The sequence below is a fragment of the Marinomonas sp. TW1 genome (assembly GCF_001625355.1).
Classification (GTDB): Bacteria; Pseudomonadota; Gammaproteobacteria; order Pseudomonadales; family Marinomonadaceae; genus Marinomonas.
Genome location: NZ_JSEE01000013.1, coordinates 46,869 through 70,684, shown reverse-complemented (window position 1 = coordinate 70,684; position 23,816 = coordinate 46,869). Strand labels below are relative to the sequence as shown.

General features: G+C 46.0%; 32 protein-coding genes. 11 read left to right on the top strand and 21 right to left on the bottom strand.

The window, feature by feature from the left end; all coding sequences use genetic code 11:
- Window positions 1-40 precede the first annotated feature (40 nt).
- Genes OA79_RS12955 through OA79_RS12945 form a run of 3 tightly spaced genes read left to right on the top strand, consistent with a single transcriptional unit; the run spans window position 41 to window position 2,914 of the window.
- Window positions 41-1,153 carry a hypothetical protein gene (locus tag OA79_RS12955; protein WP_156486271.1) on the top strand — a complete coding sequence of 371 codons (1,113 nt, stop codon included), beginning with the start codon at window positions 41-43 and terminating at the stop codon, window positions 1,151-1,153.
- 37 nt (window positions 1,154-1,190) lie between these two features.
- Window positions 1,191-1,967, top strand: coding sequence for a lamin tail domain-containing protein (locus OA79_RS12950; protein WP_063333658.1), 777 nt, complete (start codon window positions 1,191-1,193; stop codon window positions 1,965-1,967).
- A gap of 14 nt (window positions 1,968-1,981) precedes the next feature.
- Window positions 1,982-2,914 (top strand): hypothetical protein, encoded by a 933-nt coding sequence (locus OA79_RS12945; RefSeq protein ID WP_156486270.1) that lies wholly within the window; start codon window positions 1,982-1,984, stop codon window positions 2,912-2,914.
- Here the strand turns inward: OA79_RS12945 and OA79_RS12940 are convergent.
- Window positions 2,895-3,137, bottom strand: coding sequence for a hypothetical protein (locus OA79_RS12940; protein WP_063333656.1), 243 nt, complete (start codon window positions 3,135-3,137; stop codon window positions 2,895-2,897). The two genes, OA79_RS12945 and OA79_RS12940, sit on opposite strands and share 20 nt — an antisense overlap.
- Window positions 3,138-3,273: 136 nt before the next feature.
- Here OA79_RS12940 and OA79_RS12935 point away from each other — a divergent pair, with 136 nt between their 5' ends.
- From OA79_RS12935 to OA79_RS12905, 7 genes are all read left to right on the top strand, one after another.
- The gene (locus OA79_RS12935) at window positions 3,274-3,699 is read left to right on the top strand and encodes a hypothetical protein (RefSeq protein WP_063333655.1); all 426 of its coding nucleotides are present in this window, start codon (window positions 3,274-3,276) and stop codon (window positions 3,697-3,699) included.
- Between the two features lie 21 nt (window positions 3,700-3,720).
- Window positions 3,721-4,020, top strand: coding sequence for a hypothetical protein (locus OA79_RS12930; RefSeq protein ID WP_063333654.1), 300 nt, complete (start codon window positions 3,721-3,723; stop codon window positions 4,018-4,020).
- 53 nt (window positions 4,021-4,073) lie between these two features.
- A complete protein-coding gene (locus tag OA79_RS12925; RefSeq protein ID WP_063333653.1) occupies window positions 4,074-4,694 on the top strand; it encodes a hypothetical protein in 621 nt (206 codons plus the stop codon).
- Window positions 4,695-4,789: 95 nt separating this feature from the next.
- Window positions 4,790-5,506, top strand: a complete 717-nt coding sequence (locus OA79_RS12920) for a hypothetical protein (RefSeq protein WP_063333652.1) — start codon at window positions 4,790-4,792, stop codon at window positions 5,504-5,506.
- 85 nt (window positions 5,507-5,591) lie between these two features.
- Entirely contained in the window at window positions 5,592-6,185 is a 594-nt protein-coding gene (locus tag OA79_RS12915; RefSeq protein ID WP_063333651.1) for a hypothetical protein, read from the top strand.
- Window positions 6,186-6,237: 52 nt separating this feature from the next.
- Complete coding sequence (locus tag OA79_RS12910) at window positions 6,238-7,845, top strand: hypothetical protein (protein ID WP_063333650.1); 1,608 nt, start codon at window positions 6,238-6,240, stop codon at window positions 7,843-7,845.
- A gap of 233 nt (window positions 7,846-8,078) precedes the next feature.
- Window positions 8,079-8,618, top strand: coding sequence for an isochorismatase family protein (locus OA79_RS12905; protein ID WP_063333649.1), 540 nt, complete (start codon window positions 8,079-8,081; stop codon window positions 8,616-8,618).
- Between the two features lie 147 nt (window positions 8,619-8,765).
- Here OA79_RS12905 and OA79_RS12900 read toward each other — a convergent pair whose 3' ends face one another.
- The 16 genes from OA79_RS12900 to OA79_RS12825 form a co-directional block, all read right to left on the bottom strand.
- Window positions 8,766-9,218: a GNAT family N-acetyltransferase gene (locus OA79_RS12900; RefSeq protein ID WP_269447847.1), complete on the bottom strand. Its 453-nt coding sequence runs from the start codon at window positions 9,216-9,218 to the stop codon at window positions 8,766-8,768.
- Window positions 9,219-9,362: 144 nt separating this feature from the next.
- The gene (locus tag OA79_RS12895; protein WP_063333647.1) at window positions 9,363-9,629 is read right to left on the bottom strand and encodes a hypothetical protein; all 267 of its coding nucleotides are present in this window, start codon (window positions 9,627-9,629) and stop codon (window positions 9,363-9,365) included.
- Between the two features lie 13 nt (window positions 9,630-9,642).
- On the bottom strand, window positions 9,643-9,831 hold the full coding sequence (locus OA79_RS12890) for a RebB family R body protein (protein ID WP_063333646.1): 189 nt from the start codon (window positions 9,829-9,831) through the stop codon (window positions 9,643-9,645).
- Window positions 9,832-9,938: 107 nt separating this feature from the next.
- Complete coding sequence (locus tag OA79_RS12885; RefSeq protein WP_063333645.1) at window positions 9,939-10,208, bottom strand: RebB family R body protein; 270 nt, start codon at window positions 10,206-10,208, stop codon at window positions 9,939-9,941.
- 8 nt (window positions 10,209-10,216) lie between these two features.
- Window positions 10,217-10,480 carry a hypothetical protein gene (locus OA79_RS12880; RefSeq protein ID WP_156486268.1) on the bottom strand — a complete coding sequence of 88 codons (264 nt, stop codon included), beginning with the start codon at window positions 10,478-10,480 and terminating at the stop codon, window positions 10,217-10,219.
- Window positions 10,452-10,883: a RebB family R body protein gene (locus OA79_RS12875; protein ID WP_063333643.1), complete on the bottom strand. Its 432-nt coding sequence runs from the start codon at window positions 10,881-10,883 to the stop codon at window positions 10,452-10,454. Before OA79_RS12875 ends, OA79_RS12880 begins: the two co-directional genes overlap by 29 nt.
- Before the next feature lie 93 nt (window positions 10,884-10,976).
- Entirely contained in the window at window positions 10,977-11,270 is a 294-nt protein-coding gene (locus OA79_RS12870) for a RebB family R body protein (protein ID WP_063333642.1), read from the bottom strand.
- A 90-nt stretch (window positions 11,271-11,360) separates the two neighbouring features.
- Window positions 11,361-11,636, bottom strand: coding sequence for a RebB family R body protein (locus tag OA79_RS12865; protein WP_063333641.1), 276 nt, complete (start codon window positions 11,634-11,636; stop codon window positions 11,361-11,363).
- A 79-nt stretch (window positions 11,637-11,715) separates the two neighbouring features.
- On the bottom strand, window positions 11,716-11,976 hold the full coding sequence (locus tag OA79_RS12860) for a RebB family R body protein (protein ID WP_063333640.1): 261 nt from the start codon (window positions 11,974-11,976) through the stop codon (window positions 11,716-11,718).
- A gap of 37 nt (window positions 11,977-12,013) precedes the next feature.
- Window positions 12,014-12,274 (bottom strand): RebB family R body protein, encoded by a 261-nt coding sequence (locus OA79_RS12855; protein ID WP_063333639.1) that lies wholly within the window; start codon window positions 12,272-12,274, stop codon window positions 12,014-12,016.
- 48 nt (window positions 12,275-12,322) lie between these two features.
- Window positions 12,323-12,583: a RebB family R body protein gene (locus tag OA79_RS12850; protein ID WP_063333638.1), complete on the bottom strand. Its 261-nt coding sequence runs from the start codon at window positions 12,581-12,583 to the stop codon at window positions 12,323-12,325.
- Window positions 12,584-12,832: 249 nt separating this feature from the next.
- Window positions 12,833-13,039, bottom strand: coding sequence for a RebB family R body protein (locus OA79_RS12845; protein ID WP_063333637.1), 207 nt, complete (start codon window positions 13,037-13,039; stop codon window positions 12,833-12,835).
- Window positions 13,040-13,322: 283 nt separating this feature from the next.
- Window positions 13,323-13,904 carry a LysE family translocator gene (locus tag OA79_RS12840; RefSeq protein ID WP_063333636.1) on the bottom strand — a complete coding sequence of 194 codons (582 nt, stop codon included), beginning with the start codon at window positions 13,902-13,904 and terminating at the stop codon, window positions 13,323-13,325.
- A gap of 66 nt (window positions 13,905-13,970) precedes the next feature.
- Window positions 13,971-14,798 carry an AraC family transcriptional regulator gene (locus OA79_RS12835; protein WP_063333635.1) on the bottom strand — a complete coding sequence of 276 codons (828 nt, stop codon included), beginning with the start codon at window positions 14,796-14,798 and terminating at the stop codon, window positions 13,971-13,973.
- 107 nt (window positions 14,799-14,905) lie between these two features.
- Window positions 14,906-16,231, bottom strand: coding sequence for an MATE family efflux transporter (locus OA79_RS12830; RefSeq protein WP_063333634.1), 1,326 nt, complete (start codon window positions 16,229-16,231; stop codon window positions 14,906-14,908).
- A 173-nt stretch (window positions 16,232-16,404) separates the two neighbouring features.
- The gene (locus tag OA79_RS12825) at window positions 16,405-17,616 is read right to left on the bottom strand and encodes a multidrug effflux MFS transporter (RefSeq protein ID WP_063333633.1); all 1,212 of its coding nucleotides are present in this window, start codon (window positions 17,614-17,616) and stop codon (window positions 16,405-16,407) included.
- Between the two features lie 174 nt (window positions 17,617-17,790).
- On the opposite strand from OA79_RS12825, the gene OA79_RS12820 reads away from it, so the two are divergent.
- Window positions 17,791-18,735, top strand: a complete 945-nt coding sequence (locus tag OA79_RS12820) for a LysR family transcriptional regulator (RefSeq protein ID WP_063333632.1) — start codon at window positions 17,791-17,793, stop codon at window positions 18,733-18,735.
- A 26-nt stretch (window positions 18,736-18,761) separates the two neighbouring features.
- On the opposite strand, the gene OA79_RS12815 is transcribed toward OA79_RS12820, so the two are convergent.
- The 4 genes from OA79_RS12815 to araD1 are packed head-to-tail and all read right to left on the bottom strand — an operon-like array spanning window position 18,762 to window position 23,815.
- Window positions 18,762-20,279: an aldehyde dehydrogenase (NADP(+)) gene (locus OA79_RS12815; RefSeq protein WP_063333631.1), complete on the bottom strand. Its 1,518-nt coding sequence runs from the start codon at window positions 20,277-20,279 to the stop codon at window positions 18,762-18,764.
- 43 nt (window positions 20,280-20,322) lie between these two features.
- Window positions 20,323-22,083 carry an L-arabinonate dehydratase gene (araD, locus tag OA79_RS12810; protein WP_063333630.1) on the bottom strand — a complete coding sequence of 587 codons (1,761 nt, stop codon included), beginning with the start codon at window positions 22,081-22,083 and terminating at the stop codon, window positions 20,323-20,325.
- Window positions 22,080-22,850 (bottom strand): SDR family NAD(P)-dependent oxidoreductase, encoded by a 771-nt coding sequence (locus OA79_RS12805; protein ID WP_063333629.1) that lies wholly within the window; start codon window positions 22,848-22,850, stop codon window positions 22,080-22,082. Before OA79_RS12805 ends, araD begins: the two co-directional genes overlap by 4 nt.
- Window positions 22,847-23,815: an AraD1 family protein gene (araD1, locus tag OA79_RS12800; protein ID WP_082825465.1), complete on the bottom strand. Its 969-nt coding sequence runs from the start codon at window positions 23,813-23,815 to the stop codon at window positions 22,847-22,849. The genes OA79_RS12805 and araD1 overlap by 4 nt, the downstream gene beginning before the upstream one ends.
- Window position 23,816: the final 1 nt, after the last annotated feature.

The following is a 23,816-nucleotide window of genomic DNA, read 5'->3' as shown; positions in this document are numbered from 1 at the left end:
GAACATTGCAACCTAACAAACTGAGCCAAGATGGGGATTCATGATGGACTTAACCTCTTTAAAACAAAAATCACACAAGCACATTCGTGGGATTTCGCTGTTTATAATCGGGGTTGTCTCAGCCGCCATTATCCCTATCTGGCAAGTTTATTTTGTCGAACAATCTGATCTCAGTGTGGAGCTAGCAGAAATAAAACGTTTGAATTCAAATCACTTTGAGGTCACATTAGCAACCGATGAACTCAAGCTGCTGACGCCCTATATAGATGAAGAACGTTTCTATGAATATAACAACAATGGTCAGCGAGGCGATAAGATTCGTTACCCTTCATTCTCCGTTAACACGCTTCACAACGCTTTTGAAAAAGCAAAGCTGGACCTGAAAAACATAGCCGAAACAAAAGCGCTTCTAATGCAGCACATGCATACCATCGACCAATATCTAGACCCTGAAAATGAGGTGAATTTATTAACGGAATTTCGTGTCGCGGAAATGAAAGAATGGTCACTTCGAAACTACATTGATGACGATGAAGCTCAACACTATTTACAACAGGTATTAAGCATTACCCGGAACTACACCAGCATGGAATTTAAAGACAGAGAAATTCCAACTATTAACACCCCAGCTCTGGTTTTTCTATTATCCGATGTCAAAGAAGACCTCTATGACGTGATCGTTTCTAACAATCGTAGGTTAGAAAAATTACGAGACAATATGCGCGGCATTGAGACTCAAATCCAGAAACTACAACTAGAACAAAGCCACCTATACAGCTATTTCAACCTTGATGTTGTGGTGACCAATAACGGACGTATCAGCGCCTCGTTACGTCCAGTTGCTCTCGTTAGAGTCAACATCAGTGACAACAATTATGTCGACTTACGCCTACAAATGCAGGAGTACCAAAGACAAGCTGAAATAGAGCCAGCGTCCACCCAAATTATCCATTACCGCACAAAAATTTTAAGCAGCTATCCCATAGAAGACCGCAAATTAATGAATACCTTTTGGGGCACCACTGGACGAGCACGGCTACTCACTCTAGATACCCGAAACAACATTTATATTTCAAATGAAATGGCTTTTGCAGACAGCAGTAACCAGAAAGTCATGTTTGATCGCTTGAAAGAACGAGCGTCATCCCTGTAAACAACCGTCATATCAATCCACAAAGAAGGAAACCAACATGTCATACTTTACCAACCAATTGCAAAGCGATATCACCAAAACACTCGAATCTCTTGCCTCTTGTCCACCGATTAGACAAACCGAAGCAGACGACCTATGGCAACGCCTAAATACACTTCAAGCACTGAGCCAGGTGACGATTAAAAATATCCAATATAGAGGCATACCAACGCAATTAGATGAGTTTATTACGATTCAAAACTCAGGAGGGCTGCACATTGACATTAGTGGCTGGCGAATCCAAGCAGGGTCTCCCAAACAACAATATGTCTTTCCAGAAAGCAGTATTCTAGCACCCTACACGTGCTTGCAAGTAGACACATCAGGAGACAGTAATTTCAATTTTCAGTCCAATCAGCCTCTGTGGAACAATAAAGGGGATTTAGGCTCTTTACTCGATGACCAAAACAAGGTCATTTCTTGTTTAGCGTATGGCAAAAGTGCCCATGATAAAGTCGTCATTAGCCACATGAATTATGATGGCGAAGAGCACCGTAGCGAAGGTGATGAATTCGTTGAAATCAGCAATATATCAGATTGTGATGTCATATTAGATGAGTGGCGTTTAGACGCTATCACAAATCAAAATGAATTCTGCTTTCCCATACATACTAAGCTTAACGCGTTCACCTCGATCAAAGTTTACACCAATAAAACCGACTTAAAACCAGACGAATTCAGTTTTAACAGTCCTAGAGCCATTTGGAACAACTCTGGCGGTGGCTGTCAGCTGCTTGATTATCAAGGTTGCCTTGTTTCAGAATACCGTTACTAAAGGAGTCATTGCCAGTGACGAACGATGAGGCAAGCAAAACATCTTCCAGCGCCCAAAAAGAACTGATTAAGCTCGCTGAAGACAGTCGTTGTTTATTGCACTATGTTGCTCGTCACGGCAATTTAACCATTAGCCCAGAAATCGCCAAAGGCATTACCACGGTCAGTACAAAAATAGAAAACGATAATTGGTCCGTAGGCGATGAAATATACTTGATCCAATGTTATGACCGACTAGCACGTCAAATTTATCCAGTCACGATAGAAAGCATTAAAGCCGTGGTACCGATCATCACAAATGGTAAACAATCCAAACCAACAGCGTCTAAAACCATCACCTTATATCGCTATTACACCGTCTTCACATTGCTCTTTTTATTAATGGTGCAGATGTTTTATCTCTTTGGTTATACCTTGCTTGAAGATTTAAAACCCTTTCCCCAGCCCATCGTAAGCCCGCTTCCTGATGATATTGAAGCGAATTATCAATTACTAAAACAATGGAATTTTTTGTGGATGTTCGGCCAAACGATTCAACTTGACGTCCCCCTAGATAAGCAACATTTCGGCATTGAGTTCTCAGCTAATCTGATTGCTGCCCAATCTTTTATACAAATGTTGCAAAGCTATTTACTGCCCTTAATCTACGGATTATTAGGCGCTTTAATCTTTGTCTTACGCACCCTTTTACAGCAAGTAAGAAGTCTGACTTATACCGCCAGCCGGGAAATCGGCTATCGCTTACGTTTAACCCTAGGCTGTCTTGCGGGCATGATTACAGGCTGGTTTCTTAAACCCGAAATGGGAGAAATGGCACTTTCTCCCATGGCTTTGGCTTTCTTAGCAGGCTACAGCATCGAGGTTCTCTTTTCGTTGCTCGATAAACTCATAGACAGTCTGCGTCGTCAGACCAATTCTACGCCCCCTACTATCCCCCCTTCTCATTAGCTTTTTTTATGGCATCATCAATGAAGGTTTTCGCCAATTTTTCTAACATCTTATTCGTGTCGTCTTGCAAATCTTTAGGGGTCTTTTTGCCTAATAAAACCAGCTGTAACGTCATGTTTACTTTAGCCAGTTGCTGGAATTGTTCTGGCGTGAGTTTTGGCTTTTGTGGTTTTGGCTTTAATGTATCCAAGACAATCTTTAATGTTTTCTCTAAGTCGCCCATATCGGCTGTCCAAATCCCATATTCTCCTTTTTTTGGGACAACATCACTCGGGCAAACAACTGCACCGATAAACCTGAGTTTTTCACCATAAACTGATCCACACTATCAACCTCATTCATCAAACCAAGGAATCCACATGAAAAAGCGACTTCCTCTCTTTTGTCTGCTGCTCAGTGTTATCTGGTTCAGCGGATGCTCTATCCAACTTGTTTCTTCCTATGATGCAAAAACCCTTGAACAAATGGAGCGCATCGACCAAGACATTGATCGCTTCTACCTGACCTTACAGACACAGCCAGAGTCCAACCGGACTTACGCACTGTTCTCTGATCAATATTTGAACATTGAAGTCAACATTCGAAGTCTAGAAAGACGCCAAGCTATGCGTGAAAAAAACGAAGAAACGCTAGCCCAAACAAAGACGCTCAAAGCCTTTTGGCAGCAAGATATGACTAGCCATAAACGCCAAAATTCAGTATCCGATTTCATTATTAAACGCCGCATGGACCAATATCAGCGACTGATGAAAGCCCTTATTCAAGGGGAAATGGCCAAACAATAACCACGAGTAGGAGACAGGAAAATGAAGCATATTTTTAACCAAATTGTTAAACAAACATTAGACCAAGTAGAAGATTCCCCCTTAAAAAATGCTCTTGGTGAAGCCTTAACCAGTAGCTTAACAAAACAACAAGACACCCTAAGTGCCTTACTACAAGCCAAACAAGAAGGGGTTATTTCGCAAGAAGAACTCGACATGGAACTGAACAGAGAAAAAGACATACTGGAAGCTGAAATGCTCACCAAACAAATTGCGGCCAAAGCCGAAGTTCAAAAGCTGGTCAATGATGCCATCCAGTCTCTGAGCAAAGGTCTTCTTTAAGCCAATGAGGCAAGTAGACTGTTACTTGCCTCCCTCCAGTCAAGGAGAGGAAAATGAAACGTCCCAAACGTCGTGTGGTCCGCATTACCTATGGGTTTCGCCTCAACACGCGCTCAAAATCAACGAAGAAGCGAGTAACAAAAGCCCAATCACCCTCACAACAACCACAGCGGCAATCAGACAAGTCACCGACTGAAGCCACAGAAAAGCAAGCACTCACGTCGCAAACGTGCGTTGTTAACGCGAGTAGCCCCTTGGTTCATTTCGACTTTAGCTGCAACCCTTATCAACAATTCATGGACAACCTTTCCATGCAGCTCCCAGATCTGCCTCAAGACACCTTTATCCGGGACGCTTCCAACCACCAAACACAAGATCACCACACTGCTAACAGTCAAACCAAGCAATCAGCCAATACCCACACGTCAGTGCAAGATGAACAGACAGATAACAATAAAAGCAACGAGCATTCAGACAGCGAAGAGACAAAGGGTGATGATACTGACGACGACGAAAGCGCCAAGACACGCATGACAAACTACGAAATACCCGACCAAATACTCTCAGGCCAAACAGACAAAAACGCCTCTCCTGCTCGTACAGCCCCGCTCGTCAGCCCTTGCCTTCATGACTTATCGAATATTCCGTCATGTATGCTGGCATCAAACCATTAATCCAACCGTTTGATTAAAAGGTTCCACCGAGTCTCTCTATAGAGAACAGCCTATTCTTCTAGTCTCAATGAATTATCACCCTATAGGAGAACACAATGAGCCAACTCATTTTTCGATTATGTGAAGCATCAGACGGGCGGATATTTGCCTGCCTTTCCGATCAGCCCAATGTCGAAGATGTCTTCGACAGCGGCTACAAAGTGGCCTACAAAAACCGAGATAATTCGAATGGCACAGAGCTATTAGCGAGCTGGCGCAGTTCCTTCATCGTGAAATCTGCAGAGTTTAACAAACTACCCGAAGATGCTGAATTACCCGCAGAGATCCAATCTGCCTTCGACACCATGATGGCCTCTCTAATCAAAGGCGTCGATGTATTCTTCTGCGACTACAACTTAGGAATACAAGCTAACGCTCCCATCTGTAATAACATCATGGACAACTATAAATCCACCGACTTTGTTCTTTTTTCATGTGAAGAAATGATAGGCAACGATCCAAGAACCCAACCTTACCTAGTGTCTTATGCTGCGCCGCGTTATCCAGATACTGGCAACATAGGACGACAACACCGTATTTACAGCAAAACCGATGCCTTTGCCTTCTGCCAAGCCGTTCACGCCATTGTGGTACAAAGAGAAAAAGATGCGCTTACTGGTGGCCACATTCGCACCGAGCTCGACCCTTACATTAATCAGGAAAACGTCGAAAAAAGTCACGCCGAAAATGCCATTAACCAGTTTGTAAAAGCCATTCAGCACAGCAGTGGGACAGCCCAAACTAACTTAGCGCTCGCTGGACCAGAACAATAGCCATTAAGGAATATTTCCCTTAACAATCAGGTTCATGGTCGCATCAAAGCAGAATTTTTCACCCTAAACATGCAGGAGACACGACATGATACAGCAATCCTTGCTCGCTAAAATCGCGGCTCAGTATGACTTCGATCATGCAAACAAGATCATCGCGCGACCACAGTGCAAACCTTTCAGTCGTTCCTGGATGGCGGTCGAATTTAGCCTTCCTCTTAGCCAGATTCTTGATGTGACGGGCATTCAATATGCCTGTCCCTATCAACAAGACGACCAATATTACAAACACAATGCCAAAACCAATCAAGTTAAGCACAGTGAAAGAAGAAGCGCCTCAAAAGCGGATTTAAAACTCGCCACAGCCAGCAAACAGTATTGGTTTGAATTTCATGTCCTCCACCAAGATGACCTTGCCGTTGGAAAAGAACTGAACAGACTCTATGACGATGCCAACCGTGTTAGAGCCTTACGTGACGCCCTACCTAAAGACGACATCCTTTTATTTATTGGACTGTGGGGACGATTTAACAGCCAAGATATCCAACACTTCCAACCACTGGATAACCACAAAGAATGCGCTTATGTGCTCGACAGTGGCCTCACCGGCAGCGGCCAAATATCACGTCTATGCCAGATGAAGAAAGGCGGTGAAGAACGATTTTTATTAATCGTGTTTTGAATACCCATGCCATACGGATCAATCAAAAACAGACCATGTAAAGGTGTTAGTTATGTGCGAAGAAAAACATCAAGAAGACCCACTCAACAGCCAAAAACCTCACTTAAACCGATCCTCCCTAAAAGAGGAAAAGCGTTACCTAGGTGAACCCAAAGTACCTCCGTTAGATTTACGTCATTGGAGAATGGACGGAGCCAATTTCAAAACAATAGTAGAGCAAGCAATTATAAATAAAAGGCCAATAATATTTTATGTCTGGTTTGGGCCAGGAAGTCCAACAAAAGATAAATGGTGGGAACCTCAACCACAAGATTGCCCTTACGAACAAACAAAGCAAGAAATAGGATACAGCCCAGACGAACAGAAACACATAAAAGAGAGTGCGGCTTTTTCAGCCATGAGATGTGGCCCCTGCTATCAAACAATAAGAAACATCAATTGTTTAGAAAGGCAAAACAGTGGCAAATTTGCAATCGATGAGGAAAATAATAGAGAGCAAAATTTAAAACCAGTCATCATCTTAGTTGCTTGGTCCAGTAAAAGGGATGAAGGTACTGCTATCCAAGTGTGGGAAGACACCTATGACCCATTAAATAAGCTCACCAAAGCCACTCCGTGGATTTGGTTTGGTGACATCTTGGACGCTTACATAGAGTGGAAAGAAGACATAGATAGCAACCAGGAAATTCAAAAACACCTCGATCGCGCCGCCGGTGGACACCATCACAGCGCCATCATTACCGGTAAAGAAATATTAGCGCTTTTACTCCGTAGCCATTTTGGTGGCTTAACTGCAGACACTACCGTGCTTCCAGCCATCATTGGGAAAGATTATGACCCTGGTGCCTACCAAAAAACAGGTGAAAGGCATCATTATTACTTTAACGACATAGGAAGTGGAATCTCAGATGAAGGCTGGACCGTCATGCCCTTACATGCTTCTTCAGAGTATGCAGAAAGCAAAATAATACGAGACCTAAATACTCTATTTAGTAAACCAGTCAGCGCAGGCCCTACTCAAAACCGAAACCAAGGTGGCGTGGTGTACCAAGGACAACCTAAAGATACCTCTCCCAATGTGGGCTATAGGCCAACAGATGATAATCATTTAGTGACTTATGACTACCAAACGAACGACGGCAGAATCGGAAACGATAGTCTTGATCCTAATTGGCAAAACTTAGATTTATTAGATGTCTTCTTAAACTACACGCCATACGCTAATCTCGAGCCGGTAAAGACCGCTCTTAGTGTTTTTTTAGAAGGCACGAAAGCATTAGAAAGCGGCGTCTATGAAACCTTAGAAGTCTACAATGCCTACCGAGGTCCCGCCACACTAAGTGCCGCCGCGACGGAGTGCTATCTAAGCGCTAGCCAACCCAATCCCCCCACACAAGATGCTAATTGGAAAAATCGCACCATTACTAAACTGGGCACCACTCCGAAAGTCACATACATTTCACAAGAAAGTGCTATAAAAGGGTTTTATGAAACCCGCAACCCAACCCCCAACCAATTAAAAGACGGTCAAAACATTCGCGACGTATTGGGGCCTGAAGGCTACATGCTCATGAAAGAACTAAGCTTAGTAAAACTTTGGTCAGGTGGATGGAAAGCACCGCAAAATTTCGCTGTGCCCATTACACCACGCAAAAAATAATAAAATTTAAAATATTAGCGATGCTGCTTGATGCCCCACATGACTTGTGGGGCACTAGCATAAAAGCAAAGAGATAAGACTGATTTTTTCTGCGAATACCTTGGCTTGCAGTCAATAAATACAGCATAAGCTTATAGGCCCTCTTCCCCCGCTTTAAAGAAATAATGATTGACCTGAGCACTTCTGATCGCATACTTGATAAATCGTCAGCAGAATAATAAAAAGGAGAGAGGATGCTAAGCAAACAAAACACAGGGTTAATCGTTATTGATATCCAAGGCAAGCTGGCAGACATTGTCCACGACAGTAAGGCTCTCATGGATCAAACGGCCAAATTAATCCAAGGTGCTAAGCTGTTAAGGTTACCCATTCTGTGGTTAGAACAAACACCCGATAAAATCGGCTCTACTCAAGCTCAAATTGCCAATCTCTTGGCATCCCAAGAACCCATTAAAAAACACACCTTTAGCGGTGCAGGGTCAGCAGAATTTATCGTGGCGGTGAAACAAACGCCGGTAAAGACTTGGCTTATTTGTGGCATTGAAACACATATTTGTGTCTACCAAACCGCCATGCAACTACTCGACTTAGGTTACAAGGTAGAAGTGGTGGTTGACTGCGTTTCTTCTCGAACACTTTTTAATAAAGAACTGGCCATTTCAAAGCTGCTAGCCAACGGTGCTACCACCAGCAGTGTAGAAATGTGTTTGTATGAATTAGTCGCTGACAGTAACGCACCTGAATTTAAAGACATCCTCAAATTAATTAAGTAACCTGGTAAAGAGCGAATATTGAGCGATTCAATCGTCCTGTTATCGTATACGCCAAGGTGGTTGTTGAAGCGACGCCTATCCTGAAAGGCATCAGTCGCTTTGTTCTTGAACCGACCCGACGGACTTTCATTCAAAAAATCATCCAATTCATAACCTCAATTCATATCGATCAATTGCCTTTCCTGGTAGATCATCCAGTTGTCTGCCTGACCAAACAAAACCAAAGTGCTTTAATAATTTTTTAGACACTAAGTTGTCGTAATAGACATCCGCGATGATATCGGGAATCCCTTGTTTCGTTATGTGGTTAAGCAGTAATGACAAGGCCTGTTTACCCAACCCTTGACCTTGGTATGGCGGAAAGATCCAGTAGCTGATAAAAGCGACATTGGCCGTTTGCTTTCCCCACGCGACGCCACCAATCAGACCATATAGAGGATGCAATACAGCGTATCGATCACGATGAGACGAACCTTTCCCCATGACGAATGCTTGTGCTTGAGCAAGAGTATGAATCGGTTCAATCGACAAATCGCCACACAGTGCATCCGAGACAAGTGCTAACATTCGTATGGCATCTGCCGCGATGAAAGGCCTCAAGATAAGGTTTTGTTTGCCCTTCAAGCTTGGTTTATTGAGCGAATCAGGGCCGTTCTTAAAAATCAATGGTAGCGGTTGTCCCTGTCAATGAAAGAGGGGGGTATCTTGTGGAGGCAATGTTAAGCATTTCATATCAAACACGGATTAGTTGAATTTCTCTGCCACTTCCGCCGCTTTTGCTCCCAACTCTGCGAAATTTTCCGTGCCTTTTGACATGACCTTTTGTGCTTGCTCTATCACGTCAATGTATTTCGGATCACCCGTTGCCAACAGTTCTGACAGAGCCACACCAATGGCCGTCGTACTGATGGTATTGAGATTGCGCAAATTATCCGCCGCATCCTGTACCGCAATGGCAGTGGATTGGGCAACCGATTGTTTGGCCTTATCTGTGGCGCTTTCATTGGCCATGAGGCATCACTCATCAGCCGCCTTTTTTGAGAATGAGAGCACACGCCGTAGAGGTCGCTGCGTTGCTGATGGTTTGCATGCCTTGCTGAATCGTAACGGCATTTTGCATTTGTAACCCCATAGAGTCTGACATCGCAGATTCGGTCAGCTGATCAATCACCTCATTAACTTGCTGCAAGTCTTGTGAGTTCTCATCGCTCATGCTTCCTCCTCTGTTCGGCTTCTGTCATGCATCACTACAAGCTAATATGCAAACCGTTAGGCTTGGAGCGTTGCTTTTCTACAGATCATTTATGTTACCTATGCTGATCAGTCGTCTTTTTCAACAACACTTTCAGAAGCACGGCTCAGCACGGCAGAACCAATAGCGGTCATGGAATTCACGCCTTGTACGGTAGCGGCTTGCATACCGATCGATGCTTGTTGCTGAGCACTGGCGGCGTTGCTGCTCATGTTTGACATGGCTTGCCCCATTGCTGTGTATAGGTTGCCCATGGCGCTGGCGGGCGTTGACGCTAAAACTTGGGTATTGGTTTGTGTTAGCGAGTCGGTAATTTGTTCATTCACTTTCTTAGCCATAATAACCTCTATTTTTTCTCTACTGGCAGCATGGTTTGTAACTGCTGATTAATGTTTGCCATTTCTTCATCTAACGTGGATTCGATGGCACTGAGTATTTGACTGACTTCTTGCTCCACCTTATTCACCGCACTCTCTGACTCAGCCTTAGACAGTTTCTCCTGTGTGCTGGATATCAGGTTTTTCACTTCTAAATGTTGTTGCTGAGTAAAGGTGTCAATTTGTTCAAGCTGGGCATCCAGATCAAACCTCATTAGGCTCGGCTTGATCATCTTTCTCTCCTTTCTTGCCTTTTAGAAACCCTTTTACGTTCAGGGCCTTTTTCTTCGGTTTAGGCTCCTCAGGGGGAATACTCGCCCGCGCCTCATGACTTGCCTGTTTGGTGTTATTTTCAGCTGCGGGCGCTTTCTCTGCTGCCTTTGGCTTGGCAACCACTGATTGGGTCTTTAATAAACGGGCACAGGCATTGGTAATCGATGCTGCTGTGGTCATCTGTGATTGCTGCTGGTTGGTCACGGCATTGTGCATTGATAACCCCAATGTGTCCGTTAACGTGGTTTCCAGTAGGCCAGTTGGTTGAACTGAAAAGGTTTGTAATGTATTGAACTCCTGAACAGCTTTAGCAGGAACTTCTTGCTCAAACTCATTTTCATAACGTATATCCTGCGATTCCATCTTCACTCCTTAGTCATTTAAGCCATGGTTTGATCGAGTTACATAAAGGTCATTGCGGCTAATATCACGTCAACTTAGCGATATAAGGGCGCGTTATGGGGAACTTTCATACAACACAGTGGCCACTTTTTCCCCCACAGCCCCAAAATTTTCCGTGCCATTCACAACGATTTTTTGAGCCTGCTCTATAACATCAAGGTATTTGCTGTCGCCCGTTTCCAGTAGCTGGCTTAATGCGGTGCCGATGGCCGTTGTACTTAATGTATTCAAGTTACGTAGGTTATCCGTTGCATCGACTAAGGCCATCGCGGTGGATTGAGCCACCGATTGAGTCGCCGCATGGAAAGCCGAGGTATCCGGATCTGGAGGCATGTTTACATTTTTCATCTTCTTCTCCTTTATTAAATAACGCCCTGTCCAGTCAGTAACTGGTCAGGGTGTTGCCTAATGACGTTATATCGATGACTCTTATGAGGCCTATGCTTCAGGAGCATCATCCGGTTCAATAATGCTTTCCGCACTACGTCCAATGACGGAACTACCAATCGACATCAAGGAGTTCACACCTTGTACTGTGGCCGCTTGCATGGTGATTTGCGCCTGTTGCTGCGCACTGGTGCCATTATGAGCTGCCGTACCTAACGCTTGGCTGGTTGACAGCAACATGTTCCCCATCGCCATGGCTGGCGTTTCGCCAACGACTTTGGTATTCACCTGCGTCACTGAGTCAGTGATTTGTTCATTTACTGGCATAATCTTCTTCCTTTTGTTTCACTTGGCTTCATTTTCAAATATGAGTGAAGACGCCTTCACTCTCTATTCGATTTTCCCTTTAACCTGGTTCGATAATGCTTTCTGCACTACGTCCAATGACGGAACTACCAATCGACATCAAGGAATTCACTCCTTGTACTGTGGCCGCTTGCATGGTGATTTGCGCCTGCTGCTGTGCACCAGTACCATTGTGCGCCGCTGTACCTAACGCTTGGCTGGTTGACATCAACATATTGCCCATCGCCATGGCTGGTGTTTCCCCTATGACTTTGGTGTTGACCTGCGTGACAGAGTCGGTAACTTGTTCATTTACTGGCATGATTACATTCCTTATTTTGAATTAAGATTACTCGTTACTAGCCTTTTTCAATGATACCTTCCGCCCCTCGCCCTAATACCGCTGAGCCAATTGCTGTAAGCGAATTGACCCCTTGGACTGTGGCAGCTTGCATGGTGATCTGGGCTTGTTGTTGAGCCGATGTTGCATTGTGAGCTGCTGTACCCAAAGCTTGGCTGGTAGACAACAACAAATTCCCCATTGCCATGGCTGGCGTTTCACCCACTACACTGGTATTCACCTGAGTGACCGAGTCGGTTATTTGCTCATTTACTGGCATGGTTTAACTCCTTTACTCTTTCTAATCTTGTTGAACTCTCAGGGCGGTTTAGCCTTTCTCAATGATTCCCTCAGCACCACGACCAATCACCGCAGAGCCAATCGCCATCAGAGAATTAACCCCTTGAACCGTAGCCGCTTGCATAGTGATTTGTGCTTGTTGCTGAGCCGCAGTGGCATTGTGTGCCGCATTACTCAACGCCTGACTGGTAGACATCAGTAGGTTGCCCATCGCCATGGCCGGTGTTTCGCCGACTACTTTGGTGTTGACCTGTGTGACTGAATCTGTGACTTGTTCATTTACTGGCATGGTGTTACTCCTTTTCAGTTGATTAAAATGGTATTGCTACAAGCTAATAGACTATTAGCTCCTCTCAATATGACGTTTGATACCTAACCTAATGTCTCAGTATCCATCATCATGAGTCAGTCAATGCCTTACACTTTATGTCATCATTTGCAGCAATAATGATCATACGTATAGGCATACTTGAGCCACGCTTTGTGTGAACAAGCAGGCTCATTAACCTTAATAAAATGCTGTCCGTTACCTTAGCGGTTATTCCTTTGAGCCTTGAGCGGCAATGGCATAAATCAGCCCTGAACCTAACGCCGTATTGGTGACCGTTATGGTTTGTATCTGCTGCTGTACATGGGTAGCATTTTGTGATGCCTTAGCTAACGAATCCGCGACCATGTTCAGATACATATTGCGCGAACTTACTGGCGACCACTCGGTTAATAGTTTTTCAATATCTATTGGCATCTCAAACTCCCTTTCAATAATCTGTCTATTAGTAACCTTATCTTCGCCACAACATAAAAACTGAGGGAAAAGAACGGATTAAAAGGGGCTTTCCATGTAACACAAACATTCATTTATGCTCATAAAAACCACTAGAACCTTCATACTGAGGCCCAGATCGGATAGAAATAAGGGGGTTAAGTGAAACGTAATCGACGTCAGAAAAGACTAGAGAGAAAGTGAAGATAAAAGGAAAAGTCAGCGGCCAATACTGTGACAGCATTGGCGATGATGCTTGCTGCCATTAAGCAAATACAAACCGATACGCAACGTAGAAAAGCAACACTGACATCATACGATTCACCCACGCCATCACCTTAGGATTCATCGCGACGTGTTGTAGTCGAGATCCCGCCAACAGATACACACCTGGTGCACCAAAGGCCATGGCTGAAAGAATCAAAGACCAGACCGCAATCTCCATTCCTGTAATCTCATATCGCGGATACTGTACTGTCACAATGGGTACGATCGCCACCAAGGCTTTTGGGTTGCAAAGCTGTAAAATCAGGCCAGTTTTAAAGCCAATCACGGACGCTTCCGACTCGGTGGTTGTCGGATGAAAACTGGCTTGCATGATTTTCACCCCCAGATAAGCAATATACAGCCCACCCAAGGTCGCAATAATCGACTGATAACCTTCTGGAATGATTTCACCACCAAGATAGCCAAGCAGAAGAAACAGAATCAACATCGCCAGACCAACACCAGCACAGTAACCAAATGCTCGCCAGCCTTGTCCATTGACGCCCGCCAAAAGCGCAAGAGTATTGGCAGGGCCTGGGCTGTACATAACGCCAAAGGCGTAGATGATTATTTCAAGCATAGAAAAACCTCAAAAGATGATTTGATAAAGATGAAAAACAGATGAATCAGTGAGTGCGAAAGGTCGCTAGGTTCGTAACAAGGTGCGCCTAAATTGATGGGGAGTGACACCAAACATGGGTTTAAAGCGTCGATTAAAGTAGCTTACATCTGTGAAGCCAAAGGTCAGCGCGACATCCGTCAATGACATGCCCATTGAAAGAGCCTCTTTGGCGCGGTTGATACGATAGTTTTGCCAATATTGATGTGGTGTCATGCCAAAATAATCACGAAAACAACGCAACAAATGATACTTAGACATGTGCGCCACTTGGCTTAGCGCGTCGAGAGAAACCTCTTCACTGACATGGGCATGCAAATAGTCTCTGACTCGCTCAAACACAGGGTCTTTTATACGTCGTTTAGGCTCAATCTGAATGCCTTTTTGGTGGGCTAAATATTCAGCAAATTCAAACAAAGTTGACGAGTACTCCAAAGCGGATGACGCCTTGTTCTCGACCAAGTTGGCCAATCGCAAGATATGTCCTTGGAGCACTAGATCGTTTTGTACTGTGTGTTCTATACGAAAATCTTGAGCACAGCGAACGCCAGCACTCTCAAGCATAGGGTTTAATTGATCTGGATGGACATACAACATTTTATAATGAAGCGTATCGTCCGTACCAGGATGACCGTCGTGAGCATCCTCTGGGTTGAACACAATCACATTGCCAGAATAGCTCTTATGGTGTTCACCCAAGGCATAAAAATCTTGTCGCCCGGACAAGGTGACACCAAACGAAAACTCTTCATGGGCGTGGGTTCCGTAGGAAAAGTCATTCATTGACGCTTCCAGCAACATCACCTCGTCAAAGGCGGCGCTTTTCACAAACTGAAAATGATTTTCTACTGACATCACAACCTCCTCACTCGCCTCTTTACGACTTCAATTAGAATAGAATATCCAGTTTGAAGACAAAAAGATTGGACGATATTGCGCAATCGAGACCAAAACGTCTCCGTCTAAATGGACGCGCTGGCTTCCACGTTTGCTAATGCCTTTTGGTACATTTTCCACGCACATATACCGGCGAATAAGTTACCAATGAGTACGCCAATGAAAAGACCTTTTAGTCCCGCCAACTCGGCACCAAGCCATAGGCAAGGCAAGAAGAAGGCAAACAAACGTAAAGCTGAAATGGTTAACGCCACATAGGACTTACCCAGCGCATTACACACAGACACCATCAACATACAAATTCCCAAAGCACCAAGGCTGACAGGAACAATGATTAAATGCCAAGTTAAAATATCCGACACCGCCTGTTCGCTGGTCATGATACGTGCCAGCGGCCCTGCTAATAAGAAAGTCACCACAGCAACAAAGAGTTGAAACAACAGAATATAACGACAAGCAATCGACACAACGGTGCGAATGTCTTCTATTCGTTGTGCGCCAAGTAAGCGCCCAACCATAGGCGGCATAGACATAGTCAAGGCCAATACCGAAACAATGGCAAAGAACTCAAAACGTGAACCTAATGCCCAAGAAGCAATAGCGGCCGCACCAAAGTTAGCAATCAACTTAGTGGCGAACATAGATGACACCGCTGGCAACAGTTGGCTAATCATAGCTGGGCCCATGATATGACCAATGTCAGCCAAACTCTTGCTCAGTCGTACACTTTGCCAATGAAAAGAATACCATTGCTTGGCCGCCACTTTAGGTGCGACCACCAACACACCTAAACCAAATGACACACTGGTGGCAATCGCTGCACCATTAAGTCCCATGTCTAACGTAAAGATAAAAATGGGATCCAACAGCATGTTTAGGACACTGGTGACTATCATCATCACGCCTGGCAAAATGGTATTACCATTGGCACGACAGATACTGTAAAAGGAATACAGTAACGCCCCTATCCAAGCACTTAATAACCAATGCGGCCAATAGTCGTCTACCATGACATAAACACTATCCGGTGCACTTAATAAAGCTAAAATCGGGGCCCGTATTAACCAGATAAGACCACAAAAAACGGCCATTCCAGCACCGCCAATCATGAGCACCAGACCACCTAATTGCTTCGCATACTGAGTATTTTGCGCACCTAAGGCCCGTGAAATGATGGCCGTTGTAGCAATCCCCAGCCCCACTTGCAGACCAATCACCAACATTTGGATCGGTAAGGTAAAGCCCTGTACCGCCAAAGGTAAAACACCTAATTGACCAATAAAGGCACTGTCGATCAGCTGAAAACTCATTAATGACAAGACGCCAAATAACATGGGCCAAGTCATTTTGAAGAGTTCACGACCAAGAGAAGAAGCGGGAGTCACAGACATACGAGAAAAGACACTCAGATAATGATAAACGCTATATTATAACGCCTTTTCTGTGACAGTTTGGAAGAATTGCCAATTCAATTGTGGAGATACCCACGAAATACGCCAACAAGCACAATCAGTGTGACATTATTTTTATAGTCTGAGTCGTCAGCAATTTATGCCTTAATCGCCTACTCAGCTGACATGTTTTTCAGGGAAGAAAAACGTATTGCTATAAACATCAGTGCCGAGCTGGCTACGGATAAAAGAAAGAAGCCCATCGCAAAAGGCGTTATTGTGTTCTCATAAAACTGACCAATTGCCGCTGATAACAGGATGGCAACAAAGCTCGACAAAGACGAGATCATTGACGCTCCCAACCCTGCCGTTCGCCCCAATGGCTCCATTGCCATGGCATTCACATTACCGAACACCATACCAAAGCAAGAAAACATCGCCATGCAAATGCCCATAAAATAAACAAAAGGCGGCACACCATCGTAGGATAAAACCACCAGCGACAACACAAAAGACAAGCAGACCATTAAGGTTAAGGCAAAATACACACAAGCTTTCATGCCGACGCGCAGCACAATTTTACCGTTAAAAAAGTTCATCACACTGGAACCAATCGCCATCATGGCGAAATACAAAGGAAAGTCATCCCCTACGCCATAAATGTCTTGAAAGATGGATTGTGCGGTACTGATATAGAGCATCAAACTGCCAAAGATACAGCCCAATAACAGAGTAAAGGCCATGACCTCTTTATGACGTACGATGTCTCGCGCATCTCGCAATAGACTGCGCCAATGCAAAGGAATGCGACGCTCTTTTGGCAAGGTTTCCGGTTGTCGCCAAAATAACCAAGCCAATGCGATTAAAGATTGAATTAACAACATAGCAAAAATCCAACGCCAGTTGCCCAATTGCATCACTAACTGACCAATTGCGGGGGCGAGCAAAGGCACCAATAAGAAAACCATCATGATAAAAGACATGATGCGCGCCATGGCTGCGCCCTTATACAAATCTCGAATCAGCGCACGTGAAGCGATTTTCGGAGCCGATACGCCAAAGCCTTGGATCATGCGACCAAGCAATAGCATTTCCAATGACATAGAACACAAAGCCACTAGGGTTCCCAGCAGATAAATGCCAATGCCTATGCCGATACTCTTTTTCCGACCGATGGCATCCGACAATGGCCCGAAAGTAATCTCGCCAAACACCATGCCCAAAATCATCGCCGAAATAATCCACTGGGTCTGCTGGTAATTGTCGATGGCTAAGTCTTCAGCAATAAAGGAAAACGCTGGCAACATGGCGTCTGTGGTCAGTGCCGTCAAGGACATCATCAGAGCAAACAGAACAATAAATTCCGTTTCAGCAAGACGTTTCATTGAGGCATCTCGCAAGACAGGATCAGAACTCGCATACTTGTCCTTTAAAAAAAAGAAAACAGTCTATCCCCCTTATGACAGAAATAAAACCGCTTCATTCCGTACCTGTAGTAAACTGTGCAATGTACCGGATGTGATAATAAATAACCTATAAAAACAACAAACGAGGTCACTATGGAATTAGGTCTGGCCAAACATTTAAAGCTCAATCAACTGCGCTTAATTTCCATCATTTCAGAATATGGACAGCTGGGCATTGCCGCCGACGAAATGGCCATGACCCAACCTGCGGCTTCAAGAATGTTAAGTGATATCGAACAAACACTTGGAACGCGCTTATTCATTCGTCATGCAAAAGGAATGGAACCCACACTGGTTGGCCAAGCGGTTGCACGTCGAGCGCATAACCTTATTGTCGAATTACGCGATCTCGCCAGAGAAGTCAGTGAACTCAAAGACGGCGGCGGCGGCACAACCGCAATAGGAGCCGTGACGGGTGCCGCGGTTGGATTTGTCATTCCTGCTATTCAACAATTGCGAGCCATTGCGCCCAGAGCGGAAATTGATATCAATGTCGATACCAGTGATAGTTTGGTGCGAGACCTAATTGCTGGTCACAATGATTTCGTACTGGCCAGAATTCCAAAACAATATGACGCCAATGAATTTGAAATTTTCCCCGCAAGAAGTGAGTCCGTTCAGCTTGTCGTTCGCAAAGACCACCCGTTAGCCAATGTAGAAAAAATCGCCGTTCGAGATTTAGCGCATTTTGAATGGGTGATGCAATCGCATCGAGCCCCCATAAGAGAGGCCGTAGAAGCGGCCTTTATGGAAGAGCGCGCCGAGTTACCGTTAAGCATTACCAATAGCACGTCATTACTGGCATTGATTGCCATTCTAGTCTCTTCCAATGCCATTGCGCCAATGGCCAGTGAAGTCTGTGACCTTCTCGTTGGGCAAAAGGTCAATGCAGAACTTAAAGTCCTTCAATTGGATCGTAGCATCACCATGAGCCCATACTATTTATTACAAATGCAAGGTCGCCAGTTATCGCCTCTCGCGAATCAACTCAAACGCCTAGTACTCGCAGAGTTGGAACAAAAGGCCGCCAATCCGTAGACCAATACAAGAAACCATCCATACGACTAAACAGATGGCTCCGAGAATTCCCTAGGCAAGAGTTCAAGAGGCACATTCTGATAACACACAGGTCGCAAGAAACGGCGAATCGACAAGGTACCGACGGAAGTCGCTCCAAAATTTGTCGACGCAGGATATGGGCCACCGTGAACCATGGTATCACTCACCTCAACGCCAGTTGGGAAGCCATTCGCCAACACTCGCCCCGCTTTTCGTTCTAACACAGGCATCAGTCTCTGACACGTCGCATAATCGCCTTTATCAAGATGCAGTGTACAAGTCAGCTGGCCTTCCAAATGACGAGCCAATTCAATCATTTGTTCAATACTGTCCGCCAAAACGACCAAACCAAGTGGACCAAATACTTCTTGATGCAAAGTCGGATTGTCCAGCCAAGCTTGCCCTGACACAGTGAACAAATTTGGTCGAGCAATACGGTCTTCGGTATCGGCCGTACGTAAAACCGACTTAACCTCCGCTTGCTCTATCGCCGTAACACCTGAACGGTAAGCTTCGGCAATGCCGTCGGTTAACATGGTTTGTCCAGAAACCTTCGACAAAGCATCACTCGCGGTGGTGATCATCGTTTTCGCGTCAGCGCTATCTAACATCACCGCAATGCCGGGGTTGGTGCAAAACTGCCCCGCCCCCATAGTCAGTGAACTCGCCCAACCTTGAGCCAATTCTTCCGCTCGATTTTTTAGCGCTTCAGGCATGACAAACATGGGGTTCACGGACCCCAGCTCACCAAAGAAAGGAATCGGCTCAGGACGGGCGGCACACAGATCAAAGAGTGCGCGACCTCCCGCTAAACTGCCGGTAAAGCCAACCGCTTTAATCAAAGGATGCTGGACCAAAGCTTGCCCTGCGGCAAAGCCCTCTCCTTGAATAAAGGAAAATACCCCCGCTGGCATATTGCATTTTTCAATGGCGGCGGCGATGGCTTGTGCCACGATCTCCCCTGTTCCTGGGTGCGCCGGATGACCTTTTACTACCACGCTACAACCTGCGGCTAATGCAGCGGCGGTATCACCGCCCGCCGTCGAAAAAGCCAATGGAAAGTTGGACGCACCAAACACTGCCACAGGACCAATCGGTCGCTGCATCATGTGCAATTCAGGACGAGGGAACGGCTCACGATCGGCTAACGCGCCATCAAAGCGGCGGTCCAAATACTCACCCGACAAGATGTGGCTGGCGAACAATCTCAGCTGCGCCACCGTTCGGCCTCGCTCACCTTGTAACCTAGCGTCTGGTAAACCCGTTTCTTGTACGCCAATCTCTGTAATGCTGTCTCCACGAGCCTCAATTTCATCGGCAATGGTATTTAAAAAAGTGGCTCTATCTTGACGAGAAGAATAACCGTACGTTTCAAAAGCCGCTTCCGCCGCGTTTACCGCAGCATCCACATCGGCCGCTTGAGCTGAGTAAAAATAATGAGAAGGCCCACTCGCAGGACGAGATGAAAACGTGTCTTCGCTTTTCGCCCACTTCCCAGCGATAAAGTGCTGTCCAGTCAACATGCTGACTCCTTATTATTGATCAAGAAATAGTGTGCAGATCTTGTTAATGACTGTCTTTTGGCACCGCCGCACCACGACACCCCTTCAAAAAATCAAAATCGGCCCCGGTATCAGCCCCTTCGACATGATCGTAAAACAATTTAATGTAGCCACTTTTCGGCGCCTCAATATGTGTTTTCCAGTTCGCCAACCGAGTCGCCATTTCTTCATCCGTGATGTCCACTCGCAAACAACGACGCTCCACATCCAACTCGATCATATCGCCATTTTTCACCACGGCTAGAGGGCCACCCGCAGCCGCCTCTGGCGTAGTATGCAGCACCACTGTGCCATACGCCGTGCCCGACATACGCGCATCCGAAATCCTCACCATGTCTTTGATGCCTTTGCGTAAGACTTTAGGTGGCAAGCCCATATTGCCCACTTCGGCCATTCCTGGGTAACCCTTCGGGCCACAATTTTTCAGTACCATCACGCAGTGCTCGTCTATGTCTAAGGCTTCGTCATTGACCTTGGCTTTATAATCCTCAATGTCTTCAAACACCACCGCTCGTCCGCGATGTTGTAATAAATGTGCGGAGGCCGCTGAAGGCTTAAGCACGGCCCCCTGAGGCGCAAGGTTACCTTTTAACACCACAATGCCGCCTTTTTGAGTTAACGCTTTTTCAACCGGTAAGATGACATCCTCATTCCAGTTTCGAACCTCTTTCACCTCGTTCCAAATCGATTCACCCGAAACGGTAAGCGCATTCTTATGAAGCTTTCCAGCGTCAGCAAGCTGCTTAATCACCACAGGCAATCCACCCGCGTAGAAAAACTCTTCCATAAGATATTTCCCTGATGGCATGAGATTCACTATGGTGGCAATGTCCTGACCTAACTTGTCCCAATCGTCTAAATTCAGATCCACCCCCACACGCCCCGCAATGGCTAATAAATGAATCACCGCATTGGTTGATCCGCCAATGGCGCCATTGATGCGAATGGCATTTTCGAATGCCTGTCGTGTTAACACGTCCGACGGTTTCAGATCGTCTTTCACCATATCGACAATGCGACGCCCAGTGAGGTGTGCCATGACCCGACGACGGCTGTCTACAGCTGGAATCGCAGCATTCCCCGATAATGCCATGCCCAACGCTTCGGCCATCGATGCCATGGTACTGGCGGTTCCCATCGTATTACAGGAACCGGCGGAGCGAGACATGGATTGCTCAGCTTCTAAAAAGTCTTCCTGAGTCATGTTGCCCGCTTTGATGTCCTCTGACATCTGCCATAATGCGGTGCCCGAGCCCACCCGCTCACCTCTGAAATAGCCATTGAGCATCGGGCCACCAGAGACCACAATCGCGGGAATGTCCACACTGCATGCGCCCATCAATAACGCGGGCGTTGTTTTATCGCAGCCGGCCAGCAAGACAACTCCATCCAAAGGGTTCGCTCTTAATGCTTCTTCAACATCCATGGCCGCCATATTCCGGTACATCATGGCAGTCGGCCTTAGAGAGCTTTCTCCAACCGAAAAAACGGGAAACTCTAATGGCAAACCGCCGGCTTCATAAATGCCGTGTTTCACTCGATCGGCCAGTTCTCTAAGGTGCGCATTACAAGGCGTTAATTGCGACCAAGTGTTACAAATACCAATCACAGGACGGCCATCAAACAAATCAGCAGGCAAGCCTTGGTTTTTCATCCAACTGCGATGATAAATATGATCTCGAGACGTACCGCCAAACCATTCAGTGGAACGTAATTTTCGCGGCCATGGTTTAGGGGTAAATGTCTTTTCTGATGACGCTGTCATACCCAACCTCCGTCAACAATAAAATTCTGCGCCGTGCACATGGCGGCCGCATTCGCCCCCAAAAATAGCGCCATATTCGCCACATGTTCTGGTAGCACCTTGCCAGCCAAACATTGGCTTTGCTTAATCTTTTCTTCGGCGGAATCGTCGACCCACAAACGCAGCTGCTTTTCCGTCATCACCCACCCAGGGACCAAGGTATTAACGCGAATACCGGCGGCGCCAAGATCACGAGCTAATGAACGAGTTAACCCATGTATCGCGGCTTTGCTTGTGCCATAGGTTGGATAGCCAGCGGTCGCCATCATCCAACCAACCGAACCGAAATTGATGATAGAGCCCCCACCAAGCTCTTTCATCATAGGGGCGACTGTTTGAGCCGCGAACATAGCATGCTTGATGTTTACCCCCACCAATTCATCGAAGCGCTCTTCCGTCAGCGACGCTAACGAGTGACGAACGTCATTGGCGGCATTATTAAGCAGAACACTAATGGGCCCGAAGGCGTCTGCGGCGTTACGAATTTTGCTCTGATAATCTTTGATATTCGTAATGTCACACATCTCAAAGCGCACACTGTGCCCATCTTTCAACAAGCGCTCTGCCAGCTGACGTCCAGCGTTCTCATCCAAATCCACAAAAGCCGTTTTCGCACCTTGTTTTGCATAGGCTTCCACAATCGCCGCGCCGATGCCCGTCGCCCCCCCTGACACAAACACGGAGCGGTCTTTCAAATCTGGGTAAATGGCACTCGGTAGCGTATTCATATAGCACTCACTTCTGTCGATAATGGCGCGGCCTTAGAGAGGGTATTGCGCAGTGGCAAACCGAAAGTCGGCGAAACAATTTCAAAGACATCCCCTTCGCGAGCTTGAATGCCATCCGCAAAAGAGAGGGTGGCCGTGCCAAACATATGCACGTGTAAATCCCCTGGCTGACGGAAAATGGCATATTTAAAATGATGGTGTTCAAGGTTCTTAAAAGTGTGCGACATGTTGTCTTCACCCGATACAAAGCCCTTTTCCCATAACGTGGTTTCACCTCGCTCTATTCGAGAATGCCCTTCAATGTGCATCGGCAATTCACCGACCAGCAACTCAGGACCAAACGCTGCGGGGCGTAGTTTAGAATGGGCCAGGTAAAGATAATTCTGACGCTCCGTCACATGATCCGAAAACTCATTGGCCAATGTGTAGCCGAGTCGATGTACTTTGCCATCTTCACCAATGAGATAAAAACCCGCGATTTCTGGCTCTTCCCCACCATCCAAGGCAAAAGAAGGCGACGCTAGCTCCTCTCCTGGCGCGATCACACCAGCCCCATTCCCTTTATAAAACCATTCAGGCTGAACACCTTCCTGACCTTCAACGGGTTTCCCCCCTTCAATGCCCATTTGAAAAATTTTCATCGAATCCGTCAGCTCTTCACTTTTCGCATGCATGGCATTACGAGTGGCGGCCGACCCTAAATGCGTTAATCCGGTGCCCGTCAAATACATGTGCGCTGGATCTGGATGCCGCACAGGACAATCAAGCTGATTGCTCTGTGCTAATACGGCCAAATCCACTTGCTCCCCCAATCCGTGCTGTTGAATCACGGATGCCAATGTGATGTTATGCTGAATGGCTTCTTGCGCCAGCTCATACACACTCAAAGCCTGATTCACGAGACGTGCTTCCAGCCCTTCGCGACACACGACGCCACCTTGTTTTATTTGTGATAGAAACAACATA